24 protein-coding genes are annotated in these 26,544 nt (G+C 70.1%); 9 read left to right on the plus strand and 15 right to left on the minus strand.

Going from position 1 to position 26,544, the window contains the following annotated elements:
• Nucleotides 1-58 precede the first annotated feature (58 nt).
• On the minus strand, nucleotides 59-955 hold the full coding sequence (locus tag HG543_RS01620) for an SDR family oxidoreductase (RefSeq protein WP_169342839.1): 897 nt from the start codon (nucleotides 953-955) through the stop codon (nucleotides 59-61).
• A 78-nt stretch (nucleotides 956-1,033) separates the two neighbouring features.
• On the opposite strand from HG543_RS01620, the gene HG543_RS01625 reads away from it, so the two are divergent.
• The 3 genes from HG543_RS01625 (at nucleotide 1,034) to HG543_RS01635 (ending at nucleotide 4,671) form a co-directional block, all read left to right on the plus strand.
• Nucleotides 1,034-1,876: a helix-turn-helix transcriptional regulator gene (locus HG543_RS01625; RefSeq protein ID WP_169342840.1), complete on the plus strand. Its 843-nt coding sequence runs from the start codon at nucleotides 1,034-1,036 to the stop codon at nucleotides 1,874-1,876.
• A 308-nt stretch (nucleotides 1,877-2,184) separates the two neighbouring features.
• Nucleotides 2,185-4,266: a S8 family serine peptidase gene (locus tag HG543_RS01630; protein ID WP_169342841.1), complete on the plus strand. Its 2,082-nt coding sequence runs from the start codon at nucleotides 2,185-2,187 to the stop codon at nucleotides 4,264-4,266.
• 150 nt (nucleotides 4,267-4,416) lie between these two features.
• On the plus strand, nucleotides 4,417-4,671 hold the full coding sequence (locus tag HG543_RS01635) for a hypothetical protein (protein ID WP_169342842.1): 255 nt from the start codon (nucleotides 4,417-4,419) through the stop codon (nucleotides 4,669-4,671).
• An 85-nt stretch (nucleotides 4,672-4,756) separates the two neighbouring features.
• On the opposite strand, the gene HG543_RS01640 is transcribed toward HG543_RS01635, so the two are convergent.
• The 5 genes from HG543_RS01640 to HG543_RS01660 all read right to left on the minus strand — a co-directional run bounded on the left by HG543_RS01640 (nucleotide 4,757) and on the right by HG543_RS01660 (nucleotide 9,919).
• A complete protein-coding gene (locus tag HG543_RS01640; protein ID WP_169342843.1) occupies nucleotides 4,757-5,371 on the minus strand; it encodes a hypothetical protein in 615 nt (204 codons plus the stop codon).
• 37 nt (nucleotides 5,372-5,408) lie between these two features.
• Nucleotides 5,409-5,969 carry a hypothetical protein gene (locus tag HG543_RS01645; protein WP_169342844.1) on the minus strand — a complete coding sequence of 187 codons (561 nt, stop codon included), beginning with the start codon at nucleotides 5,967-5,969 and terminating at the stop codon, nucleotides 5,409-5,411.
• Between the two features lie 91 nt (nucleotides 5,970-6,060).
• On the minus strand, nucleotides 6,061-7,254 hold the full coding sequence (locus tag HG543_RS01650) for an App1 family protein phosphatidate phosphatase (RefSeq protein WP_169342845.1): 1,194 nt from the start codon (nucleotides 7,252-7,254) through the stop codon (nucleotides 6,061-6,063).
• A gap of 81 nt (nucleotides 7,255-7,335) precedes the next feature.
• Nucleotides 7,336-8,808, minus strand: a complete 1,473-nt coding sequence (locus HG543_RS01655; RefSeq protein ID WP_169342846.1) for a hypothetical protein — start codon at nucleotides 8,806-8,808, stop codon at nucleotides 7,336-7,338.
• 184 nt (nucleotides 8,809-8,992) lie between these two features.
• Nucleotides 8,993-9,919, minus strand: coding sequence for a zinc metalloprotease (locus tag HG543_RS01660; protein ID WP_169342847.1), 927 nt, complete (start codon nucleotides 9,917-9,919; stop codon nucleotides 8,993-8,995).
• A gap of 291 nt (nucleotides 9,920-10,210) precedes the next feature.
• Here HG543_RS01660 and HG543_RS01665 point away from each other — a divergent pair, with 291 nt between their 5' ends.
• Complete coding sequence (locus tag HG543_RS01665; protein WP_169342848.1) at nucleotides 10,211-10,600, plus strand: hypothetical protein; 390 nt, start codon at nucleotides 10,211-10,213, stop codon at nucleotides 10,598-10,600.
• Nucleotides 10,601-10,639: 39 nt separating this feature from the next.
• Here HG543_RS01665 and HG543_RS01670 read toward each other — a convergent pair whose 3' ends face one another.
• The 5 genes from HG543_RS01670 to HG543_RS01690 all read right to left on the minus strand — a co-directional run bounded on the left by HG543_RS01670 (nucleotide 10,640) and on the right by HG543_RS01690 (nucleotide 15,628).
• Complete coding sequence (locus HG543_RS01670) at nucleotides 10,640-11,995, minus strand: amidohydrolase family protein (protein ID WP_169342849.1); 1,356 nt, start codon at nucleotides 11,993-11,995, stop codon at nucleotides 10,640-10,642.
• Between the two features lie 99 nt (nucleotides 11,996-12,094).
• Complete coding sequence (locus HG543_RS01675; protein ID WP_169342850.1) at nucleotides 12,095-13,252, minus strand: hypothetical protein; 1,158 nt, start codon at nucleotides 13,250-13,252, stop codon at nucleotides 12,095-12,097.
• Nucleotides 13,253-13,355: 103 nt separating this feature from the next.
• On the minus strand, nucleotides 13,356-14,312 hold the full coding sequence (locus HG543_RS01680; RefSeq protein ID WP_246356681.1) for a sporulation-delaying protein SdpB family protein: 957 nt from the start codon (nucleotides 14,310-14,312) through the stop codon (nucleotides 13,356-13,358).
• The gene (locus HG543_RS01685) at nucleotides 14,306-14,881 is read right to left on the minus strand and encodes an SdpA family antimicrobial peptide system protein (RefSeq protein ID WP_169342851.1); all 576 of its coding nucleotides are present in this window, start codon (nucleotides 14,879-14,881) and stop codon (nucleotides 14,306-14,308) included. Before HG543_RS01685 ends, HG543_RS01680 begins: the two co-directional genes overlap by 7 nt.
• Nucleotides 14,882-14,956: 75 nt before the next feature.
• A complete protein-coding gene (locus HG543_RS01690) occupies nucleotides 14,957-15,628 on the minus strand; it encodes a sporulation delaying protein family toxin (protein ID WP_246356685.1) in 672 nt (223 codons plus the stop codon).
• Nucleotides 15,629-16,036: 408 nt separating this feature from the next.
• Here HG543_RS01690 and HG543_RS01695 point away from each other — a divergent pair, with 408 nt between their 5' ends.
• From HG543_RS01695 to HG543_RS01705, 3 genes are all read left to right on the plus strand, one after another.
• On the plus strand, nucleotides 16,037-16,228 hold the full coding sequence (locus HG543_RS01695) for a hypothetical protein (RefSeq protein WP_169342853.1): 192 nt from the start codon (nucleotides 16,037-16,039) through the stop codon (nucleotides 16,226-16,228).
• Nucleotides 16,229-16,484: 256 nt separating this feature from the next.
• Nucleotides 16,485-17,939: a hypothetical protein gene (locus tag HG543_RS01700; protein ID WP_169342854.1), complete on the plus strand. Its 1,455-nt coding sequence runs from the start codon at nucleotides 16,485-16,487 to the stop codon at nucleotides 17,937-17,939.
• A gap of 87 nt (nucleotides 17,940-18,026) precedes the next feature.
• Complete coding sequence (locus tag HG543_RS01705; RefSeq protein WP_169342855.1) at nucleotides 18,027-18,953, plus strand: class I SAM-dependent methyltransferase; 927 nt, start codon at nucleotides 18,027-18,029, stop codon at nucleotides 18,951-18,953.
• A gap of 48 nt (nucleotides 18,954-19,001) precedes the next feature.
• Here the strand turns inward: HG543_RS01705 and HG543_RS01710 are convergent, their stop codons facing one another.
• Complete coding sequence (locus tag HG543_RS01710) at nucleotides 19,002-19,595, minus strand: hypothetical protein (RefSeq protein WP_169342856.1); 594 nt, start codon at nucleotides 19,593-19,595, stop codon at nucleotides 19,002-19,004.
• A 171-nt stretch (nucleotides 19,596-19,766) separates the two neighbouring features.
• Nucleotides 19,767-22,343, minus strand: a complete 2,577-nt coding sequence (locus HG543_RS01715; protein ID WP_169342857.1) for an RCC1 domain-containing protein — start codon at nucleotides 22,341-22,343, stop codon at nucleotides 19,767-19,769.
• A gap of 147 nt (nucleotides 22,344-22,490) precedes the next feature.
• Between HG543_RS01715 and HG543_RS01720 the strand changes: the two genes are divergently transcribed.
• A complete protein-coding gene (locus HG543_RS01720; RefSeq protein ID WP_169342858.1) occupies nucleotides 22,491-23,432 on the plus strand; it encodes a hypothetical protein in 942 nt (313 codons plus the stop codon).
• Nucleotides 23,433-23,727: 295 nt separating this feature from the next.
• Nucleotides 23,728-23,859, plus strand: coding sequence for a DUF6289 family protein (locus tag HG543_RS57240; protein ID WP_500690498.1), 132 nt, complete (start codon nucleotides 23,728-23,730; stop codon nucleotides 23,857-23,859).
• A gap of 95 nt (nucleotides 23,860-23,954) precedes the next feature.
• Here HG543_RS57240 and HG543_RS01725 read toward each other — a convergent pair whose 3' ends face one another.
• Both HG543_RS01725 and HG543_RS01730 read right to left on the minus strand, forming a co-directional pair.
• A complete protein-coding gene (locus tag HG543_RS01725; protein WP_169342859.1) occupies nucleotides 23,955-25,346 on the minus strand; it encodes a hypothetical protein in 1,392 nt (463 codons plus the stop codon).
• A gap of 302 nt (nucleotides 25,347-25,648) precedes the next feature.
• On the minus strand, nucleotides 25,649-26,544 hold an 896-nt coding region (locus HG543_RS01730), incomplete at its 5' end, for a CHAT domain-containing protein (RefSeq protein ID WP_169342860.1).

The raw sequence follows: 26,544 nt of genomic DNA on the forward strand, positions 1-26,544 counted from the left end.
AGTGGGACCTCCGCCAGTGGAGGTCCCTTCTGGCGGGCCGGGCTTCAGAGGGCGGGTGTCATGAGGCGAAGTATCCGCTCTCGCGGAGGTCCGTCAGGAGCCCGGCCCCCTGTGGGTTCCATCCCAGCGCGCCGCGGGTGAGCGCGCTGGAGGTGGGGTTGTCGACGGCGACGAACCCGCCCAGCCACCCGAAATGCGTGGCCGCCTCGTCCGTGGAGATGCCGCGCACCGGGACGCCGAGCCCCTGGCCGATGGCCTCGGCGATGGCGCGCATCGGCACACCCTCCTCGGCCACGCCGTGCAGTCGCATTCCAGGGACTGCCTTCTCGAGCGCCAACCGGAACAGGCGCGCGGCGTCCATCCGGTGGACCGCCGGCCACCGGTTCGCGCCGTCGGCGACGAAGGCGGAGACGCCCGCGCGGCGTGCGATTTGAATCAGGGTGGGCACGAAGCCGTGGTCGCCCGCGCCGTGGACGGAGGGCGGCAGCCGCACGATGCTGCCCCGCACTCCGCGCTCCGAGGCCGCCAGGACAATCTTCTCCGCGGCCACCCGTGCTCCGAGCGAGCTATTCGGCGGCGGCACGTCCTGCTCCGTGCCGAGGCGGCCGGGTGCGAGCACCGCGGTGCCGGACGTCGAGACGAAGGGCTTCCCCGAGCCCTCCAGCGCGCCGACCATGGCCGCGATGGCGTTCCGGTCCGTCTCCGCGGCGGTCGCATAGGCGGAGAAGTCGTGGATGAAGGCCAGGTGGATGACGCCGTCGCACGCCCGGGCGCCGGCGGCGAGGCTCTCGACGTCCGACAGCTCGCCCCGGTGGACCCTGGCACCCTGCCGCGCCAGGGTGTCGGCCGCCGCGTCGCTGCGGGCCAGCCCGAGCACCTCGTGCCCGGCGGCTAGCAACTCACCCACCACTGCTGTACCGATGAAGCCCGTGGCTCCCGTCACGAAAACGCGCATGCCGACCTCCCGTGTTGTCTGGCGGGAGGGGATATGCTCCGGCGTGCCGGGGCTGAAAAGCCGGGAGCGTTTACAGGTATGACCACTAACACCCTGCCGGTTTCGAGCCTGACCCTGGGCGGCTTCCTGCGCGACCGCCGGGAGCGCCTGTCTCCCGGGCCGGGCGCTCCGAGCCGGCGCCGGACGCCGGGGCTGAGGCGGGAAGAAGTGGCGACGCGCGCGGGCGTGAGCGTCACCTGGTACACGTGGCTGGAGCAGGGGCGCGGCGGTCCGCCTTCCGAGGAGGTGCTGGAGCGGCTCGCCCGCGCGCTGGAGCTGGACGCGGCGGGCCGCGAGGTCCTGTTCCTGCTCGCCCAGCAGCGCCCGCCGCCGGTGAATCCGGCTCCGCCGCCGCCGGTGCCTCCCGCCCTGCAGCGCGTGCTGGATGCCCTGCTGGCGAGCCCCGCCTTCGTGAAGACGCCGACATGGGACATCGTGGCGTGGAACGCGGCGGCGGTGGCGGTGCTGACGGACTACGCCGCGCTGCCGAGCAGCGAGCGCAACGTGCTCAGGCGCCTGTTCTGCGACCCGGGCCGGCGCGCGAGGCTCCCCGATTGGGAGGAGGATGCCCGCTTCGCCGTGGCCACCTTCCGCGTGGATGTCCTCCGCGCGGGCGAGTCCCACGCCGCCGCGGCGCTCGCGGCCGAGCTCCAGGAGACGAGCGCCGACTTCCGCCGCCTCTGGGCGGAGAACGAGATTCGCAGCCCGGGGGTAGGGCGCAAGCGCATCCAGCACCCCGTCGCCGGGTTGATGACGCTCGAGTATTCGACCTTCTCGGTGGACGCCGCCGACGGCCTGGGGATGTTCGTCTACACCCCGGCCACCCCGGCCGATGCCCGGGCCATCGACCTGCTGCTGTCGCGTCAGCGTCCAGCCACCTGACCTTCGGCTGGCGCTTCGTGCCCCGGTCCGCGAAGGCCTCCAATCAAAACGCTAGAATTGGGGCGAGTTGCATCTGTCACCCTGTGGCTACGCGCATTTCGATGGGGTAGGCGATACTCACCAGAGCCATGAACGGCTCGACGTGCGGTCCGCCGCCTTCACCACTCGCTCCCTGAGCATTTCCATTCCGTTGTCCCGTCACCGCACGGCCAAGGATTTCAGTCAGAGCGTGTTTTGGCGGTTAAGTTGTTATGTCAGAGCTGCCGCTAGAGTCATTCACGCAACATCCTTCCTGAAGAGGAGCACGCGTGAAGAACCATGGGTTGAAGTCCCTGACGGGCGTCCTGGCCGCGCTGGTGGTGACGGGTTGCGGCGCTGGAGCGGAGCCGGACGCCACGCGGAGCGAGCCCCGGGCCGCGGCCCCGGAGCAGCAGGCCATTCCGAACCGGTACATCGTGGTGCTCAAGGATGTGACGGACGGCGTGCGCGCGGAGGCGGCGCGGGCGGACGCGGCGGAGGTGGCGGCGGACCTCGCGAAGCGGCACGGCGCGAAGGTGGGGCATGTCTACCGGCATGCGCTGCGCGGCTTCGTGGCGGAGCTGGACGACGCGCGGGCGCAGGCCCTGCGCGAGGACCCGCGCGTGGAGTCCGTGGAGCCCGACACGTGGGTGGAGGCCGCGAGCCAGCAGGTGAATCCGCCGTGGGGCCTGGACCGCATCGACCAGGCGAACCTGCCGCTGGACGGCAGCTACACGCACAATGCCACCGGCAAGGGTGTGCACGTCTACGTCATCGACTCCGGCATCCGCGTCACCCACCAGGAGCTGCAGGGCAGGGCCACGGGGGACTTCAACATCCCCATCGGCGGCACCGCGGGCACGGACTGCTACGGCCACGGCACGCTGGTGGCGGGCATCGTCGGCGGCAGCTCGTCCGGCGTGGCCAAGGGTGTGACGCTGCACTCGGTGCGCGTGCTGAACTGCCTGGGAATGGGCCTCACCTCGGACGTCATCGCCGGCGTGGACTGGGTGACGGCCAACCGCATCCGTCCCGCGGTGGCCACCATGAGCTTCAACACGACGGCGTCCTCCGCGCTGGACCAGGCGGTGCGCCAGTCCGTGAGCGCGGGCGTGGTGTACGCGGTGGCGGCCGGCAACGGCACGGCGGACGCGTGCAACTCGTCCCCCGCGCGCGCGCCGGAGGCCATCACCGTGTCCTCCACCACCCGCGCCGACGCGCGCGTGGCCAACGCCAACTTCGGCTCGTGCGTGGACCTCTTCGCGCCGGGTGAGGGGCTCCCCTCGTCGCTGGGCACGGGCGATGACGCCCTCTCCAGCAGCGCCACGGGCACGTCGCTGGCCGCGGCGCACGTGGCGGGCGTGGCCGCGCTGTACCTCCAGGCCAACCCCACCGCCACGCCGGCCACCGTCGCGAGCGCGCTGACGGCCAACGCCATCACCGGCAAGGTGACGAACGCGGGCACGGGCTCGCCCAACCGGCTGGTGTCCACCGCGTTCCTCGGGACGGTGGGCGACACCGTGGCGCCCCAGGTGCAGCTCAGCGGCCCGGCCGCGGGCAGCACCCTGCAGGGCACCGTGAATCTCACCGCCATTGCCTCCGACAACGTGGGCGTGACGCGGGCGGAGCTGTGGGTGAACGGCCGGCTGCGGCTGACGGACACCTCCGCGCCATTCGCGTTCGCCTATGACACCTCGCTGGACGGCAACGGCCCGGTGACGCTGGAGGCGCGCGCGTACGACGCCGCGTTCAACGGCGGCCGGAGCGGGCCGGTGGCCTTCACCGTGAGCACGCCGGGCGCGGCGAACTTCGACCCGGTACGCGGCGTGCGCACGTGCGTGGACGCGGGCCCCGTCTGCGACACGGGCCTGCGCATCGCCGGGCGCGGCACCACCGCCGAGCCCCAGGCGCCCAACACGCTGTTCGGCGCCTGCGTGGACACCGCCGGCACCTACCACGCGGATGAGTCCATCGACCGCATCCGCATCTCCACCACGGACGGCAGCCCGCTGGCGCCGGGGAAGACGGTGCGGGTGGACGTGAGCGCGTGGCACAGCAGCTACGACCAGTGGTACCCGAAGGGCTTCTACCTGGGCTGGACCGATGACGGCGTGCGGATTCTCCACGCGCCCGACGCGAACAACCCCGTGTGGACCGCCCGGGGCGCGCCCTTTGTCGCCACGGGCCCCGGCGCCCACACGTACTCGGTCACCTTCGTGCTCCCGCAGGGCGGCGTGCAGGCCATCCGCGCCGCCATCGGCGACTTCGGCGACCTCGGATTCGAGGCCCCTTACCGCACCGGGTGCCCGGACGCGTACTACCGGCCTGACGCGGACGACCTCGTCTTCGCCGTGGGCAGCCCGACGCCGTAGCCCGTGTACGCGACGGCCGGGCCCGTGACTCGGGGCCCGGCCCGCTGGCACTGGACGCGGCAACAACACTCCCGCGCTCGCGTGGCGCTGACGTCGATACGGCATCTCACCCCCTGATAGCCTTGCAGGGCTTCACAACCTGGAGGGCACATGCGCGGAATTCTCGGAGTCGTGCTGTCGGCGTGCTTGCTGGTGGGCTGTGGTGGCGTGGAAGAGACGCAGCTGGAGACGCCGCCGCTGGCGGAGCAGGAGCAGGAGGCGGGGGCCTGCCTCGATGGCTACGTCCTCGTCTACAGCGAGTGGCGCTGTGAGGATGGCTGTAATGTCGAGTACCTGACCTGCTGCTTCTACAACCTCTGCCTCGACGAAGTGGGCCGGAAGTCGTGCCCCGGTGGCTGTTCCTGAGCCCGGTACGCCTCCTGCTCTCTGCCCCCTCGCCATGGACTCCGTGGCGAGGGTGGCGCGGGTGAAGCGCCTGGACACGCGCGCGTCAGTCGCGCAGCAGCGGCTGGCCGGTCAGCACGTGCTCGCACAAGGCCAGCCGGAGGTTCTTGGGCGGGACCAGCGTGGGGGCGAGCCGCGCCGCCAAGGCATCGCCCTCGAGCGGCTCGGGCACTGATGCCGGGAGGTAGATCGCGCCGCGGTGGCTGGGCCGCAGCCACGCGCCGACCTGCGCCTCGCCATGGACGACCAGGTGGGTCGCGTCCGTACCGTCCGTGACGAGGTTGCCGGTCAGCTTGAGGTCGCCCTCGATGAACACCTGGGCGTCGGCGCTGAGCAACAGGTCACGCGCGGTCAGCGAGCCCTTGATCCACAGCGGCACGTAGAGGTCGAGGTCCTGAATCACCAGCGGCCCATCGACGACGAGGTCGCCTTCGATGACGCACACCATCGGGTCCTCATTGCGAACGTAGGTCGGTCCGCTCAGCGTGAGCGTGCCATCGTGGACCACGAAGGCGACCTCGTTGCCGCCGAAGAGGTCCTCGTAGCCGACCGAATCGTCGCTGACCTCGAGCAGATTGTAACGCTCGAGGCCGAGCTCGGTTGCCAGGGGTTGAAACCGCGCGCCGGGGAGGGTGGTGTAGGGCTGGGGCTTCAGGGGCATGCCGCTTGATAACACCGGGGCCAGGTCCGCGGTTGATTCAATCCAGCCGGCCCCGGAGCGACGGCTCGAGCTGTTGGAGCAGCTCGCGGGCCTGGTCTTCCTCGGTCTGGTGCCGCTCGTAGCGCAGCCGGCCCGCTGAAATCTCCCAGCAGTCGAGGATGTCCTCGCACTGCGTCAGGATGGCGTACCAGCGCGCATCCACGAGCAGCGGCGCCGCACCCTCGAGGATGTGATGCGCCAGCTCGTACTGCGCGTAGACCATGTCGGAGCCCGCCGGCATGAACTCGAGGTAGAGCGCCGCGGGCGGCCACGAGGCGCGCTCGCTCGGGTCGAAGCGCATCCCGCGCCGGCCGGCCTCCGGCTCGAGCAGCCCGACCGCGTTGCGCGGCGGTTCTCCTCCCATGTCCGGATTGCGCGCCAGCGCCCCGGTCACCAGCCGCCGCGCCGCCTCCTCGCGGCCAGCTCGGACGGGCAGCACGGCGGTCCACCGGGTCCGGATGGGTGCGACCTGCCAGACACGAACGGTATGCATCAACGAGGTGCCGAGCCCCTCCACGTGGGCGGCCGGCGCCTTGCGACCGGGCTGCTTTCGCTTCATCGGCTGACCAACATAGGGCAGCCGGAGGTGTGCGTCGAACGAGCACGGGCTCCGTCGTACGCCGTGAGCCGCGTGCCGTGCGAAGTCGTCTTCAGCCGCGTTGCGGGTGCGCCTCGGGTTCCGGCCGCCGGTTCATCCGGGGGCGTGATTCGTCCGTGCGCGAGGCCTCCTCGATGCGGGCGAGGGCGGAGCGGTCGATGAGTCCCAGCCCCACCGCGTGCCTTGCCGCCTCGCAGCTGTCCCTCACCGCCAGCGCGGGGACGCCCAGCGCTCGCAGTCGCGCCAGCTGCTCCCGCACCTCCTGGTCGCGACGGCGGCCGGTGACGTCGCGGATGTAGACGGCGCGGATGCGGCCCGGATGCTCGCGGACGATGGTGCCGTACACCTCCGGGTCCTGCTGGCCGCTGTCCCCGATGAGGACGAAGGGCAGGGTGGGGTAGGCCTCGAGCAGCCGGCGGATGCGCGTCAGCTTGTCCTCGCCCTCGCCGAGTGCCGTCGACTTCGGCTCGATGAGGGAGATGTCGGTGAGGAAGAGCGGCCCGTGGGGCACGTCCTGGACCTCGAAGAAGGCATCCATCAGGTCGTAGAGGTTCCAGCCGCTGCGTGAGACGTAGAAGATGGGATTGAGGCCCCTGCCGTCGGGGCCCTGCTCCAGCGCGCGGTAGAAGGCGGCCACGCCGGGGAAGGGTTTGCGGCTCCTCGCATCGTTGAAGAGGACGGTGTGGACCATCTCCAACCGGTGCGTGGCGCGGGTGCGGATGACCGTGTCGTCCACGTCGCTGATGATTCCGAACTCCGCCTCGTCGGACGGCACGAAGACATGCGCCTTCGCCCGGATGCCCGCTGAGCCGGCCATGGATTCGAGCAGCTCGAGCTCCACCTCCTTCCAGCCGGGCTCCACGGGTTCGAGCAGCCGCAGCTCCAGGCGGAAGAAGCCCTCTTCGTCGGTGACGACCTCCTGGTACGACGTGCCAAAGCGGACCGCGATGCGCGCATCCGGAATCTCGTCGCTGCGGAAGCGCCGGATGGAAGCTCGCAGGTTGTCGAGCCGCCCGTTCCGCGCGCGGGTGGCGTCCTCCGAGGCCGCCGCCTCGTCGGCGTCATGGATGACGCCCTCGCGCTCGAGGAGCCGGCCGCTGACGACGAGGTACTCACGGGTGCCGTAGCTACGGAAGGGGAGCAACTGTAGCGGGTCGAACAGCCCGAGGCGCTGCTTGGCTCGGCGCTTGAGTCGCTTGGCCCCGCCGACCGCACGGCGGGTGAGGCGTACGAGTGGATTCGCCATGGTCCTCCCTTCGCGGAAGGTACGGATGGCGGCTCGCCGGTGCAGGCCGGGCGTTCGGTGAGTGACAACGCCAGGAGTCAGCTACCAGGTCCCGGCGCCCACCTCGAACACATAGGTGAGCCGGTCCACATCGAAGAAGCCGTAGCTCTTGATGCCGAGCCGCAGGCCCCAGAAGTCGGTGAGCACGCGCAGGGCACTCACCGGCGAGCGGGAGATGTTGACGCGGAACTTGATGCCCGACTCCATGACGAAGTCGGTGCGTCGCCGCGTGCCGGCCCCGCTTTCCTCCAGGTCCCACTCGACGCCCGCCGCGAAGTACGTGTCGAACCACCTCGAAGCGGAAGGCGTGTACAGGGCCATCCATCCCAGGTCCCGCAGCTGGTCGTCCTTCAGGTACATGCGATGGACGAGGTAGCCGCCGGCCACGGGCAGCTCGAGGTTCTTCACGACGAGGAACGGGAAGACGAAGGAGAGGCCCACGTCGCCATCGGCATAGAAGGAGAGGGACAACGAGCGCAGCGACCTGTCCGCCTCGACCCACTCGCCGAGGTCCTCCAGCGTCCCGGCCTCCTTGATTTCGGGCCAGCCGGGCACCTCCTTGTCCTCCAGGAAGGGGGAGAGCCCCGGGACGCTCCGGGCTTGCGCCGCGGGGGGCAGGGGCCTCAAGGTGTACTCGGCCCGGGCCCCGGCGCCCTCCCGCCGCTTGAGCGCGGCCCGGAGCGGACTGTCCTCCGGCAGCGGAGGGAAGAGCCGGTCCTCGGGGCGCCGCACCTTCGTCATCCACGCCTGATAGCTGCCGCTGAAGAGCTGGCCGCCGCGTGTGGCGTCGCGCACACCCCACGCGTCGTTGACGCTGCGGCTCACGTCGTAGCCGGGCGTGTAGTAGCCGTCGCCATTCTTGTCCGTCCCGAGCGCGTGCTTTCCCTCCTCCACCAGCAGGTGCATGGGAAAGCGCGTGTCCTCATCCGTGTCACTGACGTTCCAGTACCAGAAGAGCCCATGGGCCTTGCCGCTCACCCGCGTGACCAACACCACGTGCTCCGTCGGGCTGCAGCGCAGGCCCGTGAACTCCTGGAAGACCTCGCTGGCCGTGGACACGACGATGGCCTTGAACTCGGCCGTCTCCACGTCGTGGGTGTGTGCCCCCACGCCCTGCTCCGTGGGGAAGTAGGCGAAGAAGTCGAGCTGGAAGCTCGTGACGTACCGCAGGTCCACCTCCGTGTCGCCGGGGTCCTCCCGCCGCTGGAGGCTCGCGCGTCCCGTGTCGCCGCCGGACAGGGAGACCTCGTCGAACTGGTAGTACACGACGGGCGTGGCGGCGGCGGGCTGGAAGGGGAGGGCCTGGGGAAGCTGGATGTCCCCGGCCTCCTCACTCCGCAGCCGTGGCTCGTCCGGAGAGAACCAGTAGATGGGCGCGGCATATGCGGCGAGGCGCGCGAGGGAGAGCTTCGTCTCCGTGCCATGCCACACCACGCCGGGCAGCGCATCCAGCCTGCATCCGTCCGCCGGACCCTGCTTCGTGGTGGGCGCGGGCGAGGCAGGCTCCGCCGCCATGACCCGGGCGGTACTCAGTGCGAGCACCAGGATGAAGCACCGCCGGACCCGTGCCGCCGACAGTCTTCCCCGCGCCTCGCGCCAGACCATGGTCGGCGCAGCTTGGGCGTTGCGCTGCTTGCCAACCATCGCCTTCGGAGGCTTCGGAACGTTCGCTGCCGCGCTCGCCCGGAGCGAGGTCGCGCTACTGCGCCAGGTCTGGACGGTAGGTGGCGAGGGTGCAGCGCATCCGCTGCACCTGCTCGGCACTGAAGCCCGTCATGCAGGCATCGTCCGTCAGCTCCATGTAGTTCTGGATGGGGACCGGTACGCCGCCGCAGCTCGTGATTCCCGCCGTGCAGCCCTTGTGGGAGGTGGCGTTGGGCGGGGTGTCGCAGATGCGGTCGCCCGTGGTGTAGCAGCCGGGCGCGGTGGCCGTTCCACAACCGGCGTAGTACGTGTGGAACAGGCCCAGGTAGTGACCCACCTCGTGAGTGACGGTCCGCCCGTGGTGGTATGGCGAAACAGGCCCCGGGCGCCCGAACGCCAGCCAGTTGATGACCACGCGGTCCTGAGGCTGGCCGATAGCGCCCGCGGGGTCCGCGGGGAGGAAGGGCACGTACCCTCGCGAGCCGCCGGCGCTGTTCGTGTAGATGTTCAGGTAGCGCGTCGGGTCCCAGGCGATGCTGAGCCAGTAGCTGCCCTGGTCCTGGTACCACGTCGTGTTGCAGTAGCGCTTGATGCCCGTGCTCGGGTTGCCCGAAGGGTCCACGGTGGCGAGGAAGAATTCAATCTTGCTATCCACTCCGGCGCCTCCCGGACTGCCGGCCAGCGCGCGAAAGTCCTCGTTGAGGACCGCAATCTGACTGTGGACCAGGGCATCCGGGATGTTGACGTTCGTGCACGAACTGTCCGCGAGGACGTGAACCACCACAGGGATGCGCCGCAGTGTCGCGGGCTGCCACAGCGGGCCGGGAACGGTCGAGTCCAGGGAGCAGTCGGAGGCGGTGAGCTTCGCCGACCAGGCGGAAGAAGAAGGCTCCGGGGCGACACAGCGGTCGGCGTGGAGCGGGAAGACATCTCCGGGCAGGAATGCCAGGGCGTAGGCGATGAGCGAGTGGGCTGGGAGCATGGGCGCGAAACTAGCGGTGTCTTCCCATTCCTTCCAGAGGGCCGCCTCCCATCCTTCCACGAGATGAAGCTACCGTGTGGCTGATGTAATCCGTGTAGGAGATGGGAGGCGGGTGCCCCGGCGTGCCCACTGACACGTCAGCCGCGTCAATGGACATGTCAACGAGCGTGGAGCGACCTCGGGCATGCACGGGTTGCCCTCGTGCCAGGCCTCATCGGCCCTGGGCATGAGGCTTGCTGTGTGGACTCAGGCCCACCCACCACGGGCCCCTACCGGAGATGAATGACAACCATGCGCAGATTCGTGACGCTCTTCTCACTGGCCAGCTGTCTGCTGATGACTGGCGCTGGAGCGCAGACGCCCCCCGCTCAGACCCCCTCGAACCAGACGCCCGCGAATGCGTGCTACCTGTGGAAGGGGCGTGGAGGTGCGCCCTCGGCGAGCTACATGGCGACCCATGCGAGCTGCCGTCCCTGGAATAGCCCTTACGGGTGGAGCTTCATCAAGAATGGCAATGGGGTGGACTACTATCGCGGAACCTTCAAGGACGCCGCGGCCACTCCCTCCACCTGGGCGGTCTACGCCGACTTCGGCTCGGCGGTGGTCACCTCGAAGGCGGACTACGATTCCTTCGTCGCCAATACCCGGCTGTCCGGCTCCTGCGGCGAGTGCCTGAACTGACAGCGGGGCTCCCATGGATTGAGCAGGCGCCCGCTCCCGTCAGTGCGCGGGGGCGGTAACCTGCCCGGTCTTCTCGACTGGCGCGACCACCACCTTCCCGTCCTTCATCACGAAGCGCACCTGCTTCAGCGACGACAGGTCCTTCAGCGGGTTGCCCTGCACCGCAATCACGTCCGCGAGCTTCCCGGCCTCGAGCGACCCCAGCCGGTCCTGGACGCGCAGCAGCTCCGCCGCGCTCGACGTCGCCGCGCGCAGGACGTCCACCGCCGACAGCCCCGCCTCTTCATACGCGAGCAGATAGGCCAGCGTGGAGTCGCCACGCGTCTTGCCCGGCGGCTCCGTGTAGCTGTCCGAGCCCATCGCCACCCTCACGCCCGCCGCCACCGCGCGGCGGAACTGCGCGTGCCCCTGCTTGATGGCGTTGCGACACCGCTCCCTGCGCATGCGCTTCATCGCCTCGTCCCCGGTCATCGCGTCGATCTCCTCGCACATCTCCACCGAGCCATACGTGGGCACCAGGAAGATGCGCTTGCGCGCCATCGGCGCCAGCACGTCCTCCGGCAGCGAGTACCCATGCTCGATGGAGTCCACGCCCGCCGCCACCGCCGCGCGGATGCTCTCGTCCGTCGTGGTGTGCACCGCCACCGGGCGCTTCATGCGGTGCGCCTCCTCGACGATGACCTTCAGCTCCTCCTCCGAGAGGAGGTTGTGCCCGTTGTCCCCGATGACCTTGATGCAATCCGCGCCGTCGTACACGGCCTGCCTCACCGCGCGCCGCGCCTCGTCCGCGCCGGCGATGGTGACGTACTCCTGCTCGATGAGCCCCTGCGCGTCCGGCTGGAGCCGCCTGAACTGCCCACCGTGCGGCGCGAGCGCGCGGGTGCACGCGGAGATGCGCGGCCCCTCCACCCAGCCCTTCTGGATGGCATCGCGCAGCGCCACGTCCCCGTTCACCCCGGAGTTGCCCGCGTCCCGCACCATGGTGAACCCCACCTCCAGCACCTCGCGCCCCAGCTTCACACCCAGCAGCGCCCGCTCCGCCGTGCTCAGGCGCGAGACGGTGAGCTCCGGCCCCAGCGCGATGTTGTCGCTCAGCAGCAGGTGCGAATGCACGTCGATGAGTCCCGGCAGGAGCGTCACGTCCCCCAGGTCGATGACCTGCGTCCCCTCGGGAATCGCCAGCTTGCTGCCCACCGCCTTGATGCGGTTGGCCTCGACGAGCACCACGGCGTCCGTGAGCAGCTTCGCGTTCTTCCCATCGAACAGCCTCGCCGCGCGCACGGCCACCTTCGAGGGCCCCGCGGACTGCTGCGCCAGCGCCTCCCCCGGAAGCCACCATGCCAGGACGACACCCCACAGGACTCTCAGCGACAGCGAACGCCAGCAAGCGCGCATCACGCAGCTCCAGATGGAAGAAGAGGTCGACGTACGCTTGCCTCATCAGTCACCCAAAGCAAGCACGGACACAGGCGCGAGCCGGTCGGCGCGGGCCGCTCAGTCCTCGCCGACCGTGTTCTCGATGTGGTGCCAGCGCCCATACCTGGAGACGCTGGCTCGCACCGTGCGGCCCTGCGTCCAGGGCGGGTCCATGGGGTGAAGGGTCCACGTCGTCGTGTTGCCGCTCACCTGCCGGGAGGCCGTCCCCGTCACGAGGTTCTCGTGCTCGTCCGTGGACAACGAAAAGCCACCCTGGGTGGACAGGCGGAGGGTGAAGCCCTGGGGAGCGGGCGGGATGTCCTCGCGTCTGTCGAGCCGGCCCGTGTTCCGGACGGAGCGGAGCAGGAATTGCCCTTCCACGCGTTGGACCGTGAGGATTTCCTCCGCCAGGAACGACGACGTGGTGGTCTTGTGCAGGGTGAGCAGGTCTCCCTCGATGCCGACGAGCTCGTACTGGTGCAGGTTGCCCAGGTTGTCCCAATACACCCAGCGCTCGCCCACCGCGATGCGCCTGGGGGCCCAGGCCAGCCACAGCCTCAGCTGCCCCTCGCGGATGACACCGATGAGGAAGTCTTCCGAGTAGATGAAGAGAAGCGCGCCTGGCTGCGGGGCGGGGCGGAGCCGATAGGAGATGCCGTCCACGGTCACCTGACTGTGGGGGTGGGCGAGGGCGCTGGTGCCCGCCCACATCACGGGAAGGGAGGAGTCCTCCGAGTGATTTCCAGGATTGATGAACCCGCCCTGCTCGGGGGTGGGGGGCGAGAAGGCCTCGAACGAGAGCACGATCCGCTCACCCTCATGAGAGGTGAAGCGCAGCCGCATCGTGGGGAGGCCGTTGCGCTCTCCCTCCTCGTACCGCATGGGCCGGTAGAGCGTCCGCCGATCGGTCAGCACCGCGGCGCGCTCCCTCGCCGCCTCCTCGTCGTTGATGAAGTCGATTTGAACTCCATCGAGCTGCGTGATGATGGCTCGAAGCAGCGGGGGCCGCCCGGTCCGCCGCGTCACCATCACCTCGATGGCATCGTAGACAGGGTGATTGGCGAGCAGGGCAATCACCTGGACCTCGTGGCGCTCGAAGGTGATGAGGAATGGCTGGACGATGCCTTCTGGCTGCACCGGGCCCGGGAGTTGGTGCGGGGCGGCTGGCGCGCGGGTTCCGACCAGCAGCAAGGTGACCCACGCGACGAAAGCGAATCTGCATCGAGAGAACCGCATGATGGCTTTCCTCCCACTGCCGGCGCTCGCCAGTCAGAGGGGGCGAATATGCGGTCCTGCCTCTACGTGATGAAGCAACCCCGCGGATGCAGGGCATGACAGCTCACGAGACGTTTTCGGGCCTAGAACAGAGGCGTGCTTCGTGGTGGGAGCAGGCTGCCCTTGGGGAAGGGCTACGCCGGAGCCTCAGCCAGGCGAACCCGTCTTCCAGCGGACGCAGGAAGAGCACCAGTGCGCCAGCCATGGCCAGGGCGAAGCTGGGCAGGCCATGGATGAGCGCGATGCCGCCATGCAGTCCCAGCCCCAGCAGCAACAGCCTTCCCCGGTGGCGCTTCTCCACCACGAGGCCCGCCGCGAGGAAGACTTCCAGCACGAGCACGCTCCAGGTGAGCAGCGCCACGGGCACCCCCTGCGTGAGCAGCGGGCGCAGCAGCGCGGCGAGCCACGGCGACGCGCCAATGCCCGGGTCCAGCAGCCAATAGTAGAGCGCGGTGCCGTCCGCCCACTCCCGCACGGGGAACTTGGCCACCGCGGCGTGGAAGTAGACGAGCGCCACCTGGAGACGGATGGCGGTGAGCGACGACAGCGCCACCAGACGCGCCCCCTCCCCGCGCTCGCGCGGCGGGTCCCAGTGCCAGCGCCGCCCGTCGGTGAGCGTCAGGGGCAGCAGGAGCAACGTCAGGACGGACGTCACCTGGTCTCCGCCATCGGTGGCGAGCGCGGTGGAGTGCAGGCTGAAGGACAGCCACCAGTGCACGGGCGCCGTCAGCCGGGGACGCCATCCGGAGGCGACGACGACGAGCAGCGCCACCGCCAGCCAGCGTGCCCACTCCAGGCCCCCTCGCGGGACCAGGCAGAACAGGGCGGCGTTGCTCATGCCCTGGCAGATGGGCGCCTCGATGCCGCCCGCGGCGGGGCGGAACATCAGCGTCGTGGGGTTGAACGCGAGGGTGAGCGCGGTGCCCGTGGCAAGCAGCGTGCGGGCGAGCCCATACACGTTCGTCCAGGGATTCACGTCTCCCATCCAGCGCCTCGTGGCGCCACCCAGGGCCGTCAGCATGAGACCTCCATCACCAGCACGTTCGAGGGCATGACCACCGGCCGCGTCGCGCGGCTCCATGCCCAGGGCACGGGCTTCTGCGAGACAAAGCCCACGTGGCCGCAGAGCGTCGGACCCGGCGTGGGGTTGTGGACCGGGGGCAGCGCCTCCATGCGCTCCAGGCACGAGAGCGGAGCCCCCTCGCACGCCTGCCATGACTCCTTGGCGACGTGCTCCAGCAGGAGCGCGGACTCCATGCCCTGTGCACGGCCGCCGCGCCGGAGGCCGAAGAGGTTCGCCGGGCTGGAGTTGGGCGTCAGGCCCGAGGGCATCCAGGTGCCATCCACGCCGCGTGAGTACAGGCGGATGTCCGGCTCCTGCGGGTTGCGAGTGAAGAAGCTCCAGCCCTCGGGCGCCCACGTCGAGGCGCGGACGTATCGTTCGAAGGGCAGGGAGAACGGGTTGTAGGGCATGAAGCCATGCGCCACATAGGCGAGCACAATCACCCAGGCGGAGACGACCGCGAGGGCAACGCCCCCCAGGCGGTTGAGGCCGCGGGCTTCGGGCGGCGCGAGGTTGTCCGAAGGCATGGAGCCACTCCTGCGAAGAAAGGGACGGAGGCGGAGCCCGACAGCGCCGGGCCCCGCCTCCCCAGACGAGACGGACTACCGAGCGGGCGCCGCGCTCGCGTCACCGGGGCCGAGCCGCTCCACCAGGAGCTGCACCCAGACGTCGCGCTCCAGGCCGGACACCTTCATCGCCTCCGAGCCGCCGTCTTCGGGCGCCAGCGCGACCACCACGACCACGGCCATGGCCACGGCCACCACCACCGCGGCGACGTATGCCTGGACGACGACCTCCTCGCCCACGCAGACGTCGATCGCCGCCGCCTTCTTGTCACGCAGCGCCTGGACGGTCGTGCCCTGCTCCGCGGCGGCGGCGGCCAGCGTCACGTCACCGGCTTCCTTCAGCGCGCTCGACACGCGCAGGTGGTCACCGCTCTGGATGTCCGCGCCGAAGCGCCCGAAGAACGACGGATCCTGCTGCTGGATGCGCGCGACGATTTTGTCCGCCAGGGCCGCGGCGGCCGCCGAGCGGTCCGGATTGCGCAGCACGCTGGCGGCGTGCGGCTCCTCCCAGATTTCGGGCAGCGCGCTGCCCACGGGCCCCAGGCCGAAGAGCACGCCCCGGAACACCGTCTCGCCGTCGTAGGCAACCCGCGCCGCCTGCCGTGAGTCATCCGGCCCCATGCCGCCACCGCAGCCCGGGCCACCCACCAGCATCAAGCCCGACAACATCAGGGACACCGCGGAACGTCCCGCCCACTTGGACTTCATCTTCACGTATTGCTCCCCTCGACATGCTGCATGGTCGCAGCGCCCGGCGGGTATCGCCGGAATGGACGCAAGCCCCCCTCACGCGCCGCGCGAGGGACTCGCACGTCGCTGCTGGCTTGCTTTCAAATGATTCGGTTCGGAGGGCCGTATGCGCGGTGCGCCCCGCGGCCTCTTCCGATGGATGTGTATGTTGGTGATTACGGAGCCGGTGACAATTCCTGGTCGTTCAGCGCACGCGGATGCGACGGAGCCCCAGTCAGGCTCGGAGCCCGAGCCATCGATTCGCCGTCCCTCTCAGATTCCCCGAGTCGTACGAGTTCTTCCTCTCATTCCAAGAACATGGATTGTGAGTGAGTGAGACAGTCTGTACCCGGCAGTTGAGAGTGCAGGGCGAGCCAGGCAGGGACGATGAGCGTCATCGCCAACGGCCCCAACCGCGGCACCCAGTGGCGCTACGGCACCGTCACCTACGGTCCCTCGTCGGCGAGCATCTCCAGCTCCCTGCGGGGAGAGCTGAGCCACTTCCGCGGCGGCGACACAGGACTGGCCTGTGAGGGATTGCGCCATTCGGGAACGGGCGGGAGCAGCAGGCTGGCATGAAGCCATGCGCCCGTGCGCATGCCTGCTCATGAGGGCCTCTGTTTCACGGTATGGCTCCGCGCGTTCCCACTCCGGGAGCAGGAGGGGAAGCACCTTCGTCCACCATCACACGCGGCTCGCGTTGACTGTCCGGTGGCGCGGTGGTCGATGTGACTCACGCTCCCTACCCTCGCGCAAACCCGTGGAGTGGAGGTGGCGGATGCGCGGATGGTGCGGAGGGATTCTGGTGGGCTGGCTGGCCGCGGGATGCGGGGGAATGGCGCCAGAGGACGGATGGCCCTCCGGCACTCCGGCGGAAGACCGGGAGGCCGTCCACGACACGTCGACCGGCACGTCCCGGGCGGCCCTCACCGTGGGCACGCCGAGCCGGGTGAAGACCATCTTCCCGCCGTCGCAGATGCTTCCGCGCTACATGCAAGGGCCGTCATCCCTGGTGGACTTCCGCGGCCGGCTCGCCTTCGCCGCCAATTTCGAGGACGGCACCCGGTCGCTGTGGGTGAGCAACGGCACCGAGGCGGGGACCGTCGCGCTGAAGACCTTCCCCGCGGCGCCGCCCCCCGCGGTCAACGTCCAGGTGGCGGACCTCACCCCGGCGGGAGCGCAGCTCTTCTTCACCGTGGGCGAGCCCCTGTACGGCCACGAGCTGTGGGTGAGCGATGGCTCCGCCGGTGGCACCCGGCTCGTCAAGGACATCACCCCGGGCGCGGGGAGTTCCGCGCCCAAGTACCTCAACGCGCTCGGGAGCACGCTCGTCTTCTTCCGCGATGTGCCGGCCACGGACACCACGCCGGGGCGTTCGGAGCTGTGGCGGAGCGATGGCACCGACACCGGCACGGTCCGCGTCCTCGACCTGGGACAAGACGTCGAGGTGGATTGGCGGACGGCGCGCGCGGGTAGCGCGCTCGTCTTCTTCGTCCGGGATTCGGCCGGCAACGTCGCGGCCTGGAAGACCGATGGCACCCGCGCGGGCACGCAGCCGCTGCGCGCGCTCACCGGGCCGGAGGGCTCCGCGCCGCTGGACGTGCGCAGCAGCGGCGGGCTGGCGTTCTTCACGTCGTACGAGGCCGGGGGCGCCACCACCGTCTGGAAGTCGGACGGCACCCGCACGGGCACGGTGCGGCTGTACACCTTCGAGCCGGATGGCCGCTACCCGAGGCTGCTGACGGCGATGGGCGCGCACCTCTACGTCACCCTGTCCAACCCGGTCGACCAGCGGCTCGGCCTCTTCCGGCTGCGCATTGACAATGTGGGTGGCAAGGAGCACGTCGCCACGCTGTCCAACCCGTACGCGTCCCAGCCGGAGGCCTTTCCCTTCCTCAACAACTTCAGCGCCACGGCGGACCGCATCTACTTCGAGCAGGTCATCGGCAGCTCCGGCCCCGCCCCGCGCGACACGCAACTGTGGGTGACGGATGGCACCAAGGCCGGCACGCGGCTGTTGCGCCGGCCGCTGAGCCTCTCCGACGAGTACGGCTCGCCCATCACCGCGGTGGACTCCGGCCTCGCGTTCTTCGTCTCCTACAGCGAGACCTCGGGCCTCGAGCCCTGGGTGACGGACGGCACGGTGGCGGGCACGCGCCTGCTGAAGGACATCGCCCCGAGCGGGAGTTCCTTCCCAGGCGCCTTCGTGCGCGCGGGCGCGCGGGTGTTCTTCGGCGCCTTCGACGACACGGAGGCCCAGCAGCTCTGGTCGGTGCCGCTCATCCCGTGAGCGGTTCGCGGGCCATCTCGCGTGCACCGACAGGAAGAGATGGGCTCATACTGGGGTCGCCGCCCGCGGGAGTCCCAGATGAGCCTCATGCCGAGCGAACGCCCCAGCCGCACCGCGACGAAGATTGCTGGCTTCATGCTGCTGCTCGACTCCGTGCCCCGGCTCGCGCCCGTGCTGCCGCCGGGCGCGGCGGTGGAGGCGGAGGCCATCCTACGAGCCTCCGGTGCGGTTCCCCGACTTCACGTCGAGCTGCAGCGAACGCGCCTGACGGTGCGGTTCTATGAAGCCACCGAAAGGCTTCTCGGGCAGGGGCAGCTCCTTTGGTTCGGGGTGCGCAAGCGCTGGATGCGGGAGGTCGTCGAGCAGGCCATCGCCGAGGGCGCGCGACAGGTGCTCGTGGTCGGCGCCGGGTTCGACCCCCTGGCCGTGAGCGTGGCCCGCCGTCATCCGGACGTGACGTGTGTCGAGGTGGATGCACCGGCGACGGCGGAGCCCAAGCGCGCGGGCATCCAGGGGGGAGGGCTCGCGTGTCCGAACCACGTCGTCCTCGCGGCGGACCTCGCGAAGAAGCCGCTGGAGGCGGTCCTGGGGGCGGCGGGCTGGCGCGTCGACGTCCGGAGCGTCGTCGTGGCCGAGGGGCTCCTCATGTATCTGGCGCCCGCGCAGGTCTCCGCGTTCCTGGCCCAGGTGCGTGCCTGCACGAGCCCTGGAAGCCGGCTCGCCTTCAGCTCCATGGACTCGGACGAGGAAGGCCAGCCACGGCTCCTCTTCGCCGGGAGGCTGCTCGGGCGGGCCATCCGGTCCGCACTCCGACTCGCGGGCGAGCCCCTGCGGTGGGGAATCGCTCCCTCCGCCGTCCCTCCGTTTCTCACGACGGCCGGTTACCGCGTCCTGGACCAGCCCACCCCGCGGATGCTCCGTGAGCGCTTTCTCACGCCCCACGGGCTCGCCGAGGAGCCGCTCGCGCCGTACGAGCATCTCGTTCTCGCCGAGGTCCGTGACAGCGCGGGATGAATGCGCCGACGCGCCTTTCCGCGAGGCGTGGAGACCCGGTGTGTCTCGTCACTTCGGAAGTGAGCCCGGCGGAGCCGACTTCCGCTCCGCCATCAGGCGACGCAGCGCCCAAGCCGCGAGGAGCCATGGGGTGATGAGAAACACGAGATAGAGGATGGTGTGGACACTCTTCCTATCGCGAGCGGCAACGGAGGCCTCCAGGACGGGGGGGCTCGGCTCGGGCAGGGTCTCGAAGTCCTCGAGGACGTAACGCTCATCCAAGGGGCGGTAGCCCTTGTTCGGCTCCGGGTTGATGACGCGCTGCCGGATGCGACCCTGCTCGTCTTCGAGCACGAGCTCCGAGGCGGTGATGTCATCCCTATCGAAATGGATGGTCACGGACTCGTCGGGACCGAGTGGGTAGGAGCCGGCTTGCGGCGAAGGGATGGCCAGCATCGGGCGCACGACCGTGGGCAATGGGGCCTTGTGCTCCTGTCCGTGGGGAGTGCCCACGGGCGTGATGAGAAGGGGCCGGCCGGTGCGGTTCTCCACCGTGAGCGGGACGATGAAAGCGCCCCTGAAGAGCATCCCGGCACCCATCAGCGCGGAAAGGGCCAGGAATGGGAGCGTGCAAAACAAGAGGATGCGAACGAATAGCCTCACGAGTCCCTCTCGGCCGTACCGCCTGGTGACCCGGCTCGATGGCTCCGGCCGTCACGTCGGCGACGATACCGCGCAGACTCGAGTCCTGCTCCACGGAGGCCAAGGCGCCCCGTCTTGCTGGTGGGGCGCCATGGGTGCGCGAGTGTGCACGGCCGGGCCTTCAAAGGACGCTCAAGGCCACAGGGCTTCGACAGGGACTCGCGACGCCAACGTCCCATCGCCGAGCTGTCCATTCCCGTTGAAGCCCCACGCCCGGACGGTGCCATCGCCGCGCAGCGCCAGCGCGTGGTCACTGCCTGTCACCAGGGTGGTGCCACCCGTGAACCCAAACACCTGCATCGCCGAGAGCCGGTTCGTGTACGTCCCATCTCCCACCTGGCCGCCTCCGTTGTAGCCCCAACCCCAGGCGGTCCCGTCTCCGCGCAGCGCCAGCGAGAATCCGTTGCCCGCCGCCACGGCGATGACACCCGTCACTCCGGGCACCCGTGCCGCCGTGGCTCGAGAGAAGCTCGCCGTCCCACTTCCCAGTTGTCCACTCGTGTTGAAGCCCCAGGCCCAGACGGAGCCATCGACGCGCACCGCCAGCGAGTGGCCACTGCTTGCCGCCAGGGCAACGACCTCCGTGAGCCCGGACACCTGCACCGGCGTGGTCCGAGCGTCGCTCGTCCCATCCCCCAACTGGCCGCTCGAGTTTCTGCCCCAGGCCCAGACGGAGCCATCGCCACGCAGCGCCAGCGAGTGGTTGCTACCTGCCGCCAGGGCGATGACCTCCGTGAGCCCAGACACCTGCACCGGCGTGGACGTAGAGGTGCCCGTTCCACCGCCTTCGTCGGAGCCCCACGCCCAGACGCTGCCATCGCCGCGCAGCGCCAGCGAGTGGAAAGCACCTGCCGCCAGAGCGGTCACGTTGGTGAGCCCGGCCACCTGTACCGGCGAGGCCCGGGAGAGGCTCGTCCCATCTCCCAACTGGCCGCTTGCGTTTTCGCCCCACGCCCACACGGTCCCGTCATTGCGCAGTGCCAACGCGTGGGCACTGCCTGCCGCCAGAGCGGTCACGTTGGTGAGCCCGGCCACCTGAACCGGCGAGGCCCGAGGGGTGGCCGACTCAGCGCCTTCGCTGGAGCCCCACGCCCAGACGGTTCCATCGCCGCGCAGCGCCAGTGACTGGCTCGCGCCCGCGGCAAGGGCCGTCACCCCCGTGAGCCCGGGCACCTGCACCGCCGGGGTCCGCGTGGTGGTCGTCCCCGTCCCCAGCTGGCCGTAGCGGTTGTCGCCCCACGCCCAGAGGATGCCATCGCCGGTCAGCGCCAGTGCGTGATACGAGCCTGTCGTCAGGGTGGTCACGCCGGTGGGCCCGGACACCTGTCGCGGCTCGAATCGAGCGCTGCGCGTCCCATCCCCCAGCTGGTCGTAGAAGTTGTCGCCCCAGGCCCAGACGGTCCCATCGCTCCGGAGCACCATCGAGTGGGTATTTCCCGCGGCCACGGCGGAGGCGCCCGTGAGCCCGAGCACCTGCACCGCGGTGGTCCGATGGGAGGTGCCTGAAGCCTCTCCCAGTTGGCCATTTCCGTTGGAGCCCCACGCCCAGACGCTGCCATCGCCGCGCAGCGCCAGCGCGTGGTTGAGGCCCGCGGCCAGGGCGGTCACCCCGGTGAGCCCGGACACCTGCACCGGAGAGGTCCGGTCCTCCGTCCCATCCCCCAGAATGCCGCCTGCGTTGCCGCCCCAACCCCAGACGGTCCCATCGTCGCGCAGCGCCAGCGAGTAGGAAGAGCCCGTGGCCAGGGCGGTCACCCCGGTGAGCCCGGACACCTGCACCGGCGTGCGCTTGGAGGTGCGCGTCCCATCTCCCAGCTGGCCACTGCCGTTGTTGCCCCACGCCCAGACGGTCCCATCTTCGCGCAGCGCCAGCGAGTGGCGAGAGTTCGCGGCCAGGGCGGTCACCCCCGTGAGCCCGGACACCCGCACCGGCGTGAGCCGATTGATGGACGTCCCGTCCCCCAGTTGGAGGTTCGTATTGGAGCCCCACGACCAGACGGTGCCATCCCCGCGCAGTGCCAGCGAGTGGCCACTGCCCACCGCCAGCGCCGTCACGCTGGTGAGCCCGGCCACCTGTACCGGCGTGGCCCAGGAGAGGGTCGTTCCGGTTCCCAATTGGCCGCTGGCGTTGTTGCCCCAGGCCCAGACGGTCCCATCGCCGCGCAGCGCCAACGTGTGGGTACTGCCTGAGACCACGGTGGGGCTCGGGCACGCATTGGCGGTGACGGTGAAGGTCTTGGAAATGGATGCATCGCTGCGATTCGCGACCGTGACCGTGACCGTGACCGCGGTGCCAGTGGGCACACACGAAGGGGAGGTCCAGACGACCTCGCTGGTGGTGCCCGTATGAACAGGGACTCCCAGTGTCCCGAGGTTGGCCGTCCACGAGAAGCGCAGCTGGGGGCTCTCTTCGTCCTGGGCACGTACGCGGAAGGTCACAGGGCCCTGGACCCGCACCTGGGTGACCGACTGCGAGCTGTCGAGAAGGGTGGGTGCCGTCGTATCAACGCTCCCCCCATCCGGGAGCGGATCCGTGGTGCCTGCGTCCGGGAGCGGATCCGTGGTGCCTGCGTCCGGACCACACTGGGTGGGGTTGCGCTGACAGAGTCCCGGTTCTTCCTGCTCGGAGTCCGCACAGCCCGCGAAGCCGACCACGAGCACCGCGGTGAGCAGGGCCTGGACGCTCCAGGTCGTTCTCGCCTTCCTCATGAATCCCCCCCTCGATTGAATGAAGCCAGTCGCCAGGCAGCCAGGCTGGTCGCGTTTTTCTACCACGTGGACTCCATCTGTACACGGGTCGCCATGGAGGCCGTCGTCCCCGTCCTTCCGGCTCCGGTCCGTAGTAGGAACGCCCCGATGTCCGAACTCGACGACTCCTCGCTCCTGGAACTGCTGGACCTGACCTTCGACGCGCTCTGTGCATCCCGCGTCTCGGATTGGGTGGACCCCGACCGGGTCCTCGCCGCGGTTGACCTCGCCCTGACGCCCGAGCGGGTGACGGGCTGGCACGCCCGGCTGGTGGCGCCCCTGCGCACGCGCCTGCTCGCGCGCGCGGCGAAGAGCCACATCAAGCTGGGCGCGTGGCTCCCCACCGAGGCCACCGCGTCGCTGACGGCGCTGCTGGGCCAGCCGGTGCACCTGCCTCGCAAGGCCATCGACGAGCTGGTGGCGTCCGAGCAGGTGCGGGAGACGGTGCGCACCACGCTCCAGGAGACGCTGTCGTCGCTGGTGAGCAAGGTCATCGCGGGAGCTCCCGGGGCGGGCGTCGCCGGGGGCCTGAGGGATGCGCTGAGCTGGGGCGCGCGAGCGGCGGCCTCGGCGGGGAAGGGAATCCTGGGAGGCCTGGGCGGAGGCTTGCAGGACCGCGTGCGCGAGGTCATCGACGGCTCCATGGCCATGGTGCAGCGGCGCATCGCCGAGCGGCTCGCCAGCGAGGAGACCGCTCGCGCCCTGGGGGTACGGCGCCAGAAGGTCTTCCTGTCGACCCTGGAGAAGACCGAGGCCGAGGCCGCGCAGGCGCTGAGCCGGGTGCCCCACGAGCAACTCGACTCCCTGGCGCCCCAGGTGATTGCGCACAACCTCGCGCGCCCCGAGGTGCGCGAGGGGCTGAAGGCCGAGCTGCACGCCGTCCTGGAGGACCTGTCACGGCACACCGTGGGGGAGTTGCTCGATCAGGCCGGACTGCGGGACGCGACACGCCAGTGGCTGCACGCGCACGGCCTGCCCTTCGCGCGCGTGCTGGCGCGCTCCGCCCCCTTCATCGCCTGGCGGACTCGCGTGGAGCGCTCCGGGCCGTAAGCCGCGCCGACACCGCGTCCCCTGTCGAATGGCTCACAAGTGCGTGCGTAAAACCGCGATACGAAGAAAAGTGCATCCATGTTGCTATAGACATTCAGACCACGGAATCGTCATTCCAAGGAAAGACAGGCTCTGCTAAGGCTACGGGAGTCACCTTGATGGAGGACGCATGCGAGCGAGCATTGTCTGTGGTCTGTTGGCGTCGGCGCTGATGGTGGGCTGTGGTGTGCCCGTGGAGCAGGAAGAGGAAACCAACCTGTCCACGCAGGAGGCCCCGTTTCCCGACTGCAACGGCATGCACGACGCGATCGACTTCTACAGCGACGCTACCTACACGACCCTGGTCGGGAGGCGGGGTTGCCACTGTGGCTTGTGGTCCAGATGGGGCACGACGTCGTCCTACTCCGTACCCAATTGGGACTGCTAGGCCGTCCTCATACGTCCGCGCGCGGCGGGGCTAGGTTCCAAAAGCGCGTCGCGCGCGGCGGGCGGAATCTCCGGCCCGTCAAGGACCTCGCCTCCCTATTCATGGGCCCGCGGGGCCTCGACGGGACGGTCCGGTAGGGCCACCTCCTCCTCGGTCCACTCTCCGCGCCGGTCCAGGTACCGCAGGTCCAGCCGGTTGCCGCTGAAGGAGACCCCCATCACGCCGGAGATGTCCGCGGTCTCCTCGGCGGGACGGCGCAGGCGCAGCCACTCCTTCTCGTCGAACATGCCGACGACGCGCAGGGGCATGCGGCCGTCCGTGGAGATGGCCACGCGCATGCCCTCGGCGTCCACGGCGAGGGGAATCGAGAACAGCGCGGACGTGCGCCCGCTCTTCACGTCCACGAAGGTGGAGGCGCCGCAGGAGGTGCCGCAGCTGCACCGCACCTCGTACAGGCCGGCCTTCAGGTGTGACACGTAGCCCCGGTCGCAGTACCGCGCCATCACCCGGCCCACCATCTCCGGCACGGGCTGTCCTTCCTCCGTCTTGTACGTCCCGGCCTTCTCGTTCTCCTCGCGCAGCTCCTCCGGCGTGGGCTTGGGGATGAAGACCGGGTACTCCTTCGCGTACCGCGCCGGGGTGTGGGGCAGGGCGGGCGCGTCGGGATAGTCATCGGTCAGCAGGCCCACCTTGGGGGACGAAGCTGGCCAGCGGAGCGTGTAGCCGCCGAGCTGGTAGGTGTCGCCCTTCTTCGAGACCTGGGTGAGCGCCTCGAGCTGGCCATCGCGGTCGACGAACGACAGCCAGGCCATGCGCAGTCCGGGCTCCTTGACGATGTAGAAGCGCGCGCCGTGGGCCGGTGACTCCCGGTATCGCCAGTAGCGCGCTCCCTCCTCGCGGAGCGCCACCCACTCGTCGGGAAGGGCGTCGACGAGGGCGTACTGCTCGGGCTCGAGCGGCTCGAAGCGGATGCCCCAGCGCGTGGCCGGGTCCTTCGGGTCCGCCGGCGTGGCACCCCGGCCCAGCGCCGTGCCGAGGACGTCCGAGACCTGCTGCTCGCTCCAGGAGAGGAGGGTGAGCCGGAGGGGTGCGCCCTGCCGCGCCTGGAGCGTGCCCCGGAACCCCACCATCAGGTTGCCGGTCTCCGGGTTCCCGTCGTCGGGGTCGCGGGCGTGGAAGAAGAGCACGACGGCCGCGTCACCCCGCGTCTCCACGCGGTACCAGGAGCTGTCGAAGCGGCGGCCGATGCTCGCCGCGAGGCAATCCCTCGCCGGAGTACCCGCCGGGCAGCCCTCCAGCTTCAGCGGCGGTTCGTCTCCCGCCGCCTCCTTCCGCTCCTCGCCGAGGAGCTGGAACTCCAGGTCGAGCCAGGCGCGCGCGAACGCGTCCTGCGCGGCCGCGTCTCCGGGCTTCCGGGAGAGGGTCTTCCACGCCGTGTCGAAGGCCGCCTTCACCGCGGCCGGGTACTGGACCGGCGGCGGGGGCACGGCAGGTGCTTCCGCCTGGACCGGGGGGGCGACGGAGGCGGGCGCCGGGGCCGGGGCTGGAACTGGAGACAGCGTCGAAGTCGGGGTCGCACCGCCGGTGTCTCGGGGAGCGGTGGGCGGCTCCACCCGGGTCGGGTGGGAGCAAGCCGTCAAGAACAGCATCACAGACAAAGCCGCGCGAAATACCTGTTTTGAAATCACCTTCGCCACCTTCCAACGCCATCCCTGCCGGAAACCCTGTCGCGGCGTCATGGGTGCGGAAAGTATAGACGGAGCGTGCACGCGCCGGACGTTGTCACCCTTCACAACCCGTCGGAGTCCGCGGAGAGGCCCCGGTACCGGAGGAAGCTGGACGTGAAGAGGCGCAGGGGCGTCTCGCGGCCCATGGCGATGAAGGGCGCCCAGTAGTGCGGGTGGGGCTGGGCCTGCCTCAGCTTCCGCATCGCCTCCCTCAGCGCCGCCGCCCGGCCCTGTCCCGCGAGCAGCCGGTGGTAGTACGCCTCCATCAGCTCCCGCGTCGTCTCGTCATTCACCTTCCACAGGCTCATCACCACCGTCTCCGCCCCGGCCACCAGGAAGGCCCGTCTCAGCCCGTACACCCCCTGGCCCAGCTTCACGTCCCCGCGCCCCGTGTCGCACGCCGACAGCACCACCAGCTGCGTGCCCCACAGGTCCAGTCCCGCGAGCTCCAGCGCCGTCACCAGCGTGCTGTCGACCTGGGAGGCCGCAGGACCGGAGCCAGAGGGCGCCGGCGCGCTCGAGCCCGCCAGCACCAGGCCCGAGCGCAGCAGCGGGTCCGGGGAGCTGGCCCCCGGGGTGTCATCCCCCAGCGCACCGAAGTGGGCCACCGCGCGCGCCGCGGGTGGAGCAGGCTCGTCCTCCAGGAAGAAGCCATGGGTGGCCACGTGCAGGATGCCGGGCGTCGGCAGGTGCAGCAGCCGCTGCTTGGTCGCCTCGGCACCCAGGTACAGCTGGGCCTGGGGCCACAGCCGCTGGATGGCCTCGGCCTCCTGGCGGGAGCCCGGCAGCGGCACGATGTCCCAGTCCCGCCGCGGCCCCTCCTCGCTCAGCGCGGAGAAGAAGCGCTTCAGGGCGCTGGAGCGCATGACCCGCGCGGGCGCCCTGGCCAGCGAGGAGGCGGGGGGCGGCGGGGCGTTGAAGTCCGGGTCTGCCAGGACGACCACGGAGGAAGCGGGGG

The organism is Pyxidicoccus fallax, assembly GCF_012933655.1.
Lineage (GTDB): Bacteria > Myxococcota > Myxococcia > Myxococcales > Myxococcaceae > Myxococcus > Myxococcus fallax.

Bases quoted from the DNA above. Each gene is read 5' to 3' on its own strand.
- HG543_RS01620 (WP_169342839.1), bottom strand. From the start codon at position 955: ATGCGCGTTTTCGTGACGGGAGCCACGGGCTTCATCGGTACAGCAGTG.
- HG543_RS01625 (WP_169342840.1), top strand. From the start codon at position 1,034: ATGACCACTAACACCCTGCCGGTTTCGAGCCTGACCCTGGGCGGCTTC.
- HG543_RS01635 (WP_169342842.1), top strand. From the start codon at position 4,417: ATGCGCGGAATTCTCGGAGTCGTGCTGTCGGCGTGCTTGCTGGTGGGC.
- HG543_RS01640 (WP_169342843.1), bottom strand. From the start codon at position 5,371: ATGCCCCTGAAGCCCCAGCCCTACACCACCCTCCCCGGCGCGCGGTTT.
- HG543_RS01645 (WP_169342844.1), bottom strand. From the start codon at position 5,969: ATGAAGCGAAAGCAGCCCGGTCGCAAGGCGCCGGCCGCCCACGTGGAG.
- HG543_RS01650 (WP_169342845.1), bottom strand. From the start codon at position 7,254: ATGGCGAATCCACTCGTACGCCTCACCCGCCGTGCGGTCGGCGGGGCC.
- HG543_RS01655 (WP_169342846.1), bottom strand. From the start codon at position 8,808: ATGGCGGCGGAGCCTGCCTCGCCCGCGCCCACCACGAAGCAGGGTCCG.
- HG543_RS01660 (WP_169342847.1), bottom strand. From the start codon at position 9,919: ATGCTCCCAGCCCACTCGCTCATCGCCTACGCCCTGGCATTCCTGCCC.
- HG543_RS01665 (WP_169342848.1), top strand. From the start codon at position 10,211: ATGCGCAGATTCGTGACGCTCTTCTCACTGGCCAGCTGTCTGCTGATG.
- HG543_RS01670 (WP_169342849.1), bottom strand. From the start codon at position 11,995: ATGCGCGCTTGCTGGCGTTCGCTGTCGCTGAGAGTCCTGTGGGGTGTC.
- HG543_RS01675 (WP_169342850.1), bottom strand. From the start codon at position 13,252: ATGCGGTTCTCTCGATGCAGATTCGCTTTCGTCGCGTGGGTCACCTTG.
- HG543_RS01680 (WP_246356681.1), bottom strand. From the start codon at position 14,312: ATGCTGACGGCCCTGGGTGGCGCCACGAGGCGCTGGATGGGAGACGTG.
- HG543_RS01685 (WP_169342851.1), bottom strand. From the start codon at position 14,881: ATGCCTTCGGACAACCTCGCGCCGCCCGAAGCCCGCGGCCTCAACCGC.
- HG543_RS01690 (WP_246356685.1), bottom strand. From the start codon at position 15,628: ATGAAGTCCAAGTGGGCGGGACGTTCCGCGGTGTCCCTGATGTTGTCG.
- HG543_RS01695 (WP_169342853.1), top strand. From the start codon at position 16,037: ATGAGCGTCATCGCCAACGGCCCCAACCGCGGCACCCAGTGGCGCTAC.
- HG543_RS01700 (WP_169342854.1), top strand. From the start codon at position 16,485: ATGGCGCCAGAGGACGGATGGCCCTCCGGCACTCCGGCGGAAGACCGG.
- HG543_RS01705 (WP_169342855.1), top strand. From the start codon at position 18,027: ATGCCGAGCGAACGCCCCAGCCGCACCGCGACGAAGATTGCTGGCTTC.
- HG543_RS01715 (WP_169342857.1), bottom strand. From the start codon at position 22,343: ATGAGGAAGGCGAGAACGACCTGGAGCGTCCAGGCCCTGCTCACCGCG.
- HG543_RS01720 (WP_169342858.1), top strand. From the start codon at position 22,491: ATGTCCGAACTCGACGACTCCTCGCTCCTGGAACTGCTGGACCTGACC.
- HG543_RS57240 (WP_500690498.1), top strand. From the start codon at position 23,728: ATGCACGACGCGATCGACTTCTACAGCGACGCTACCTACACGACCCTG.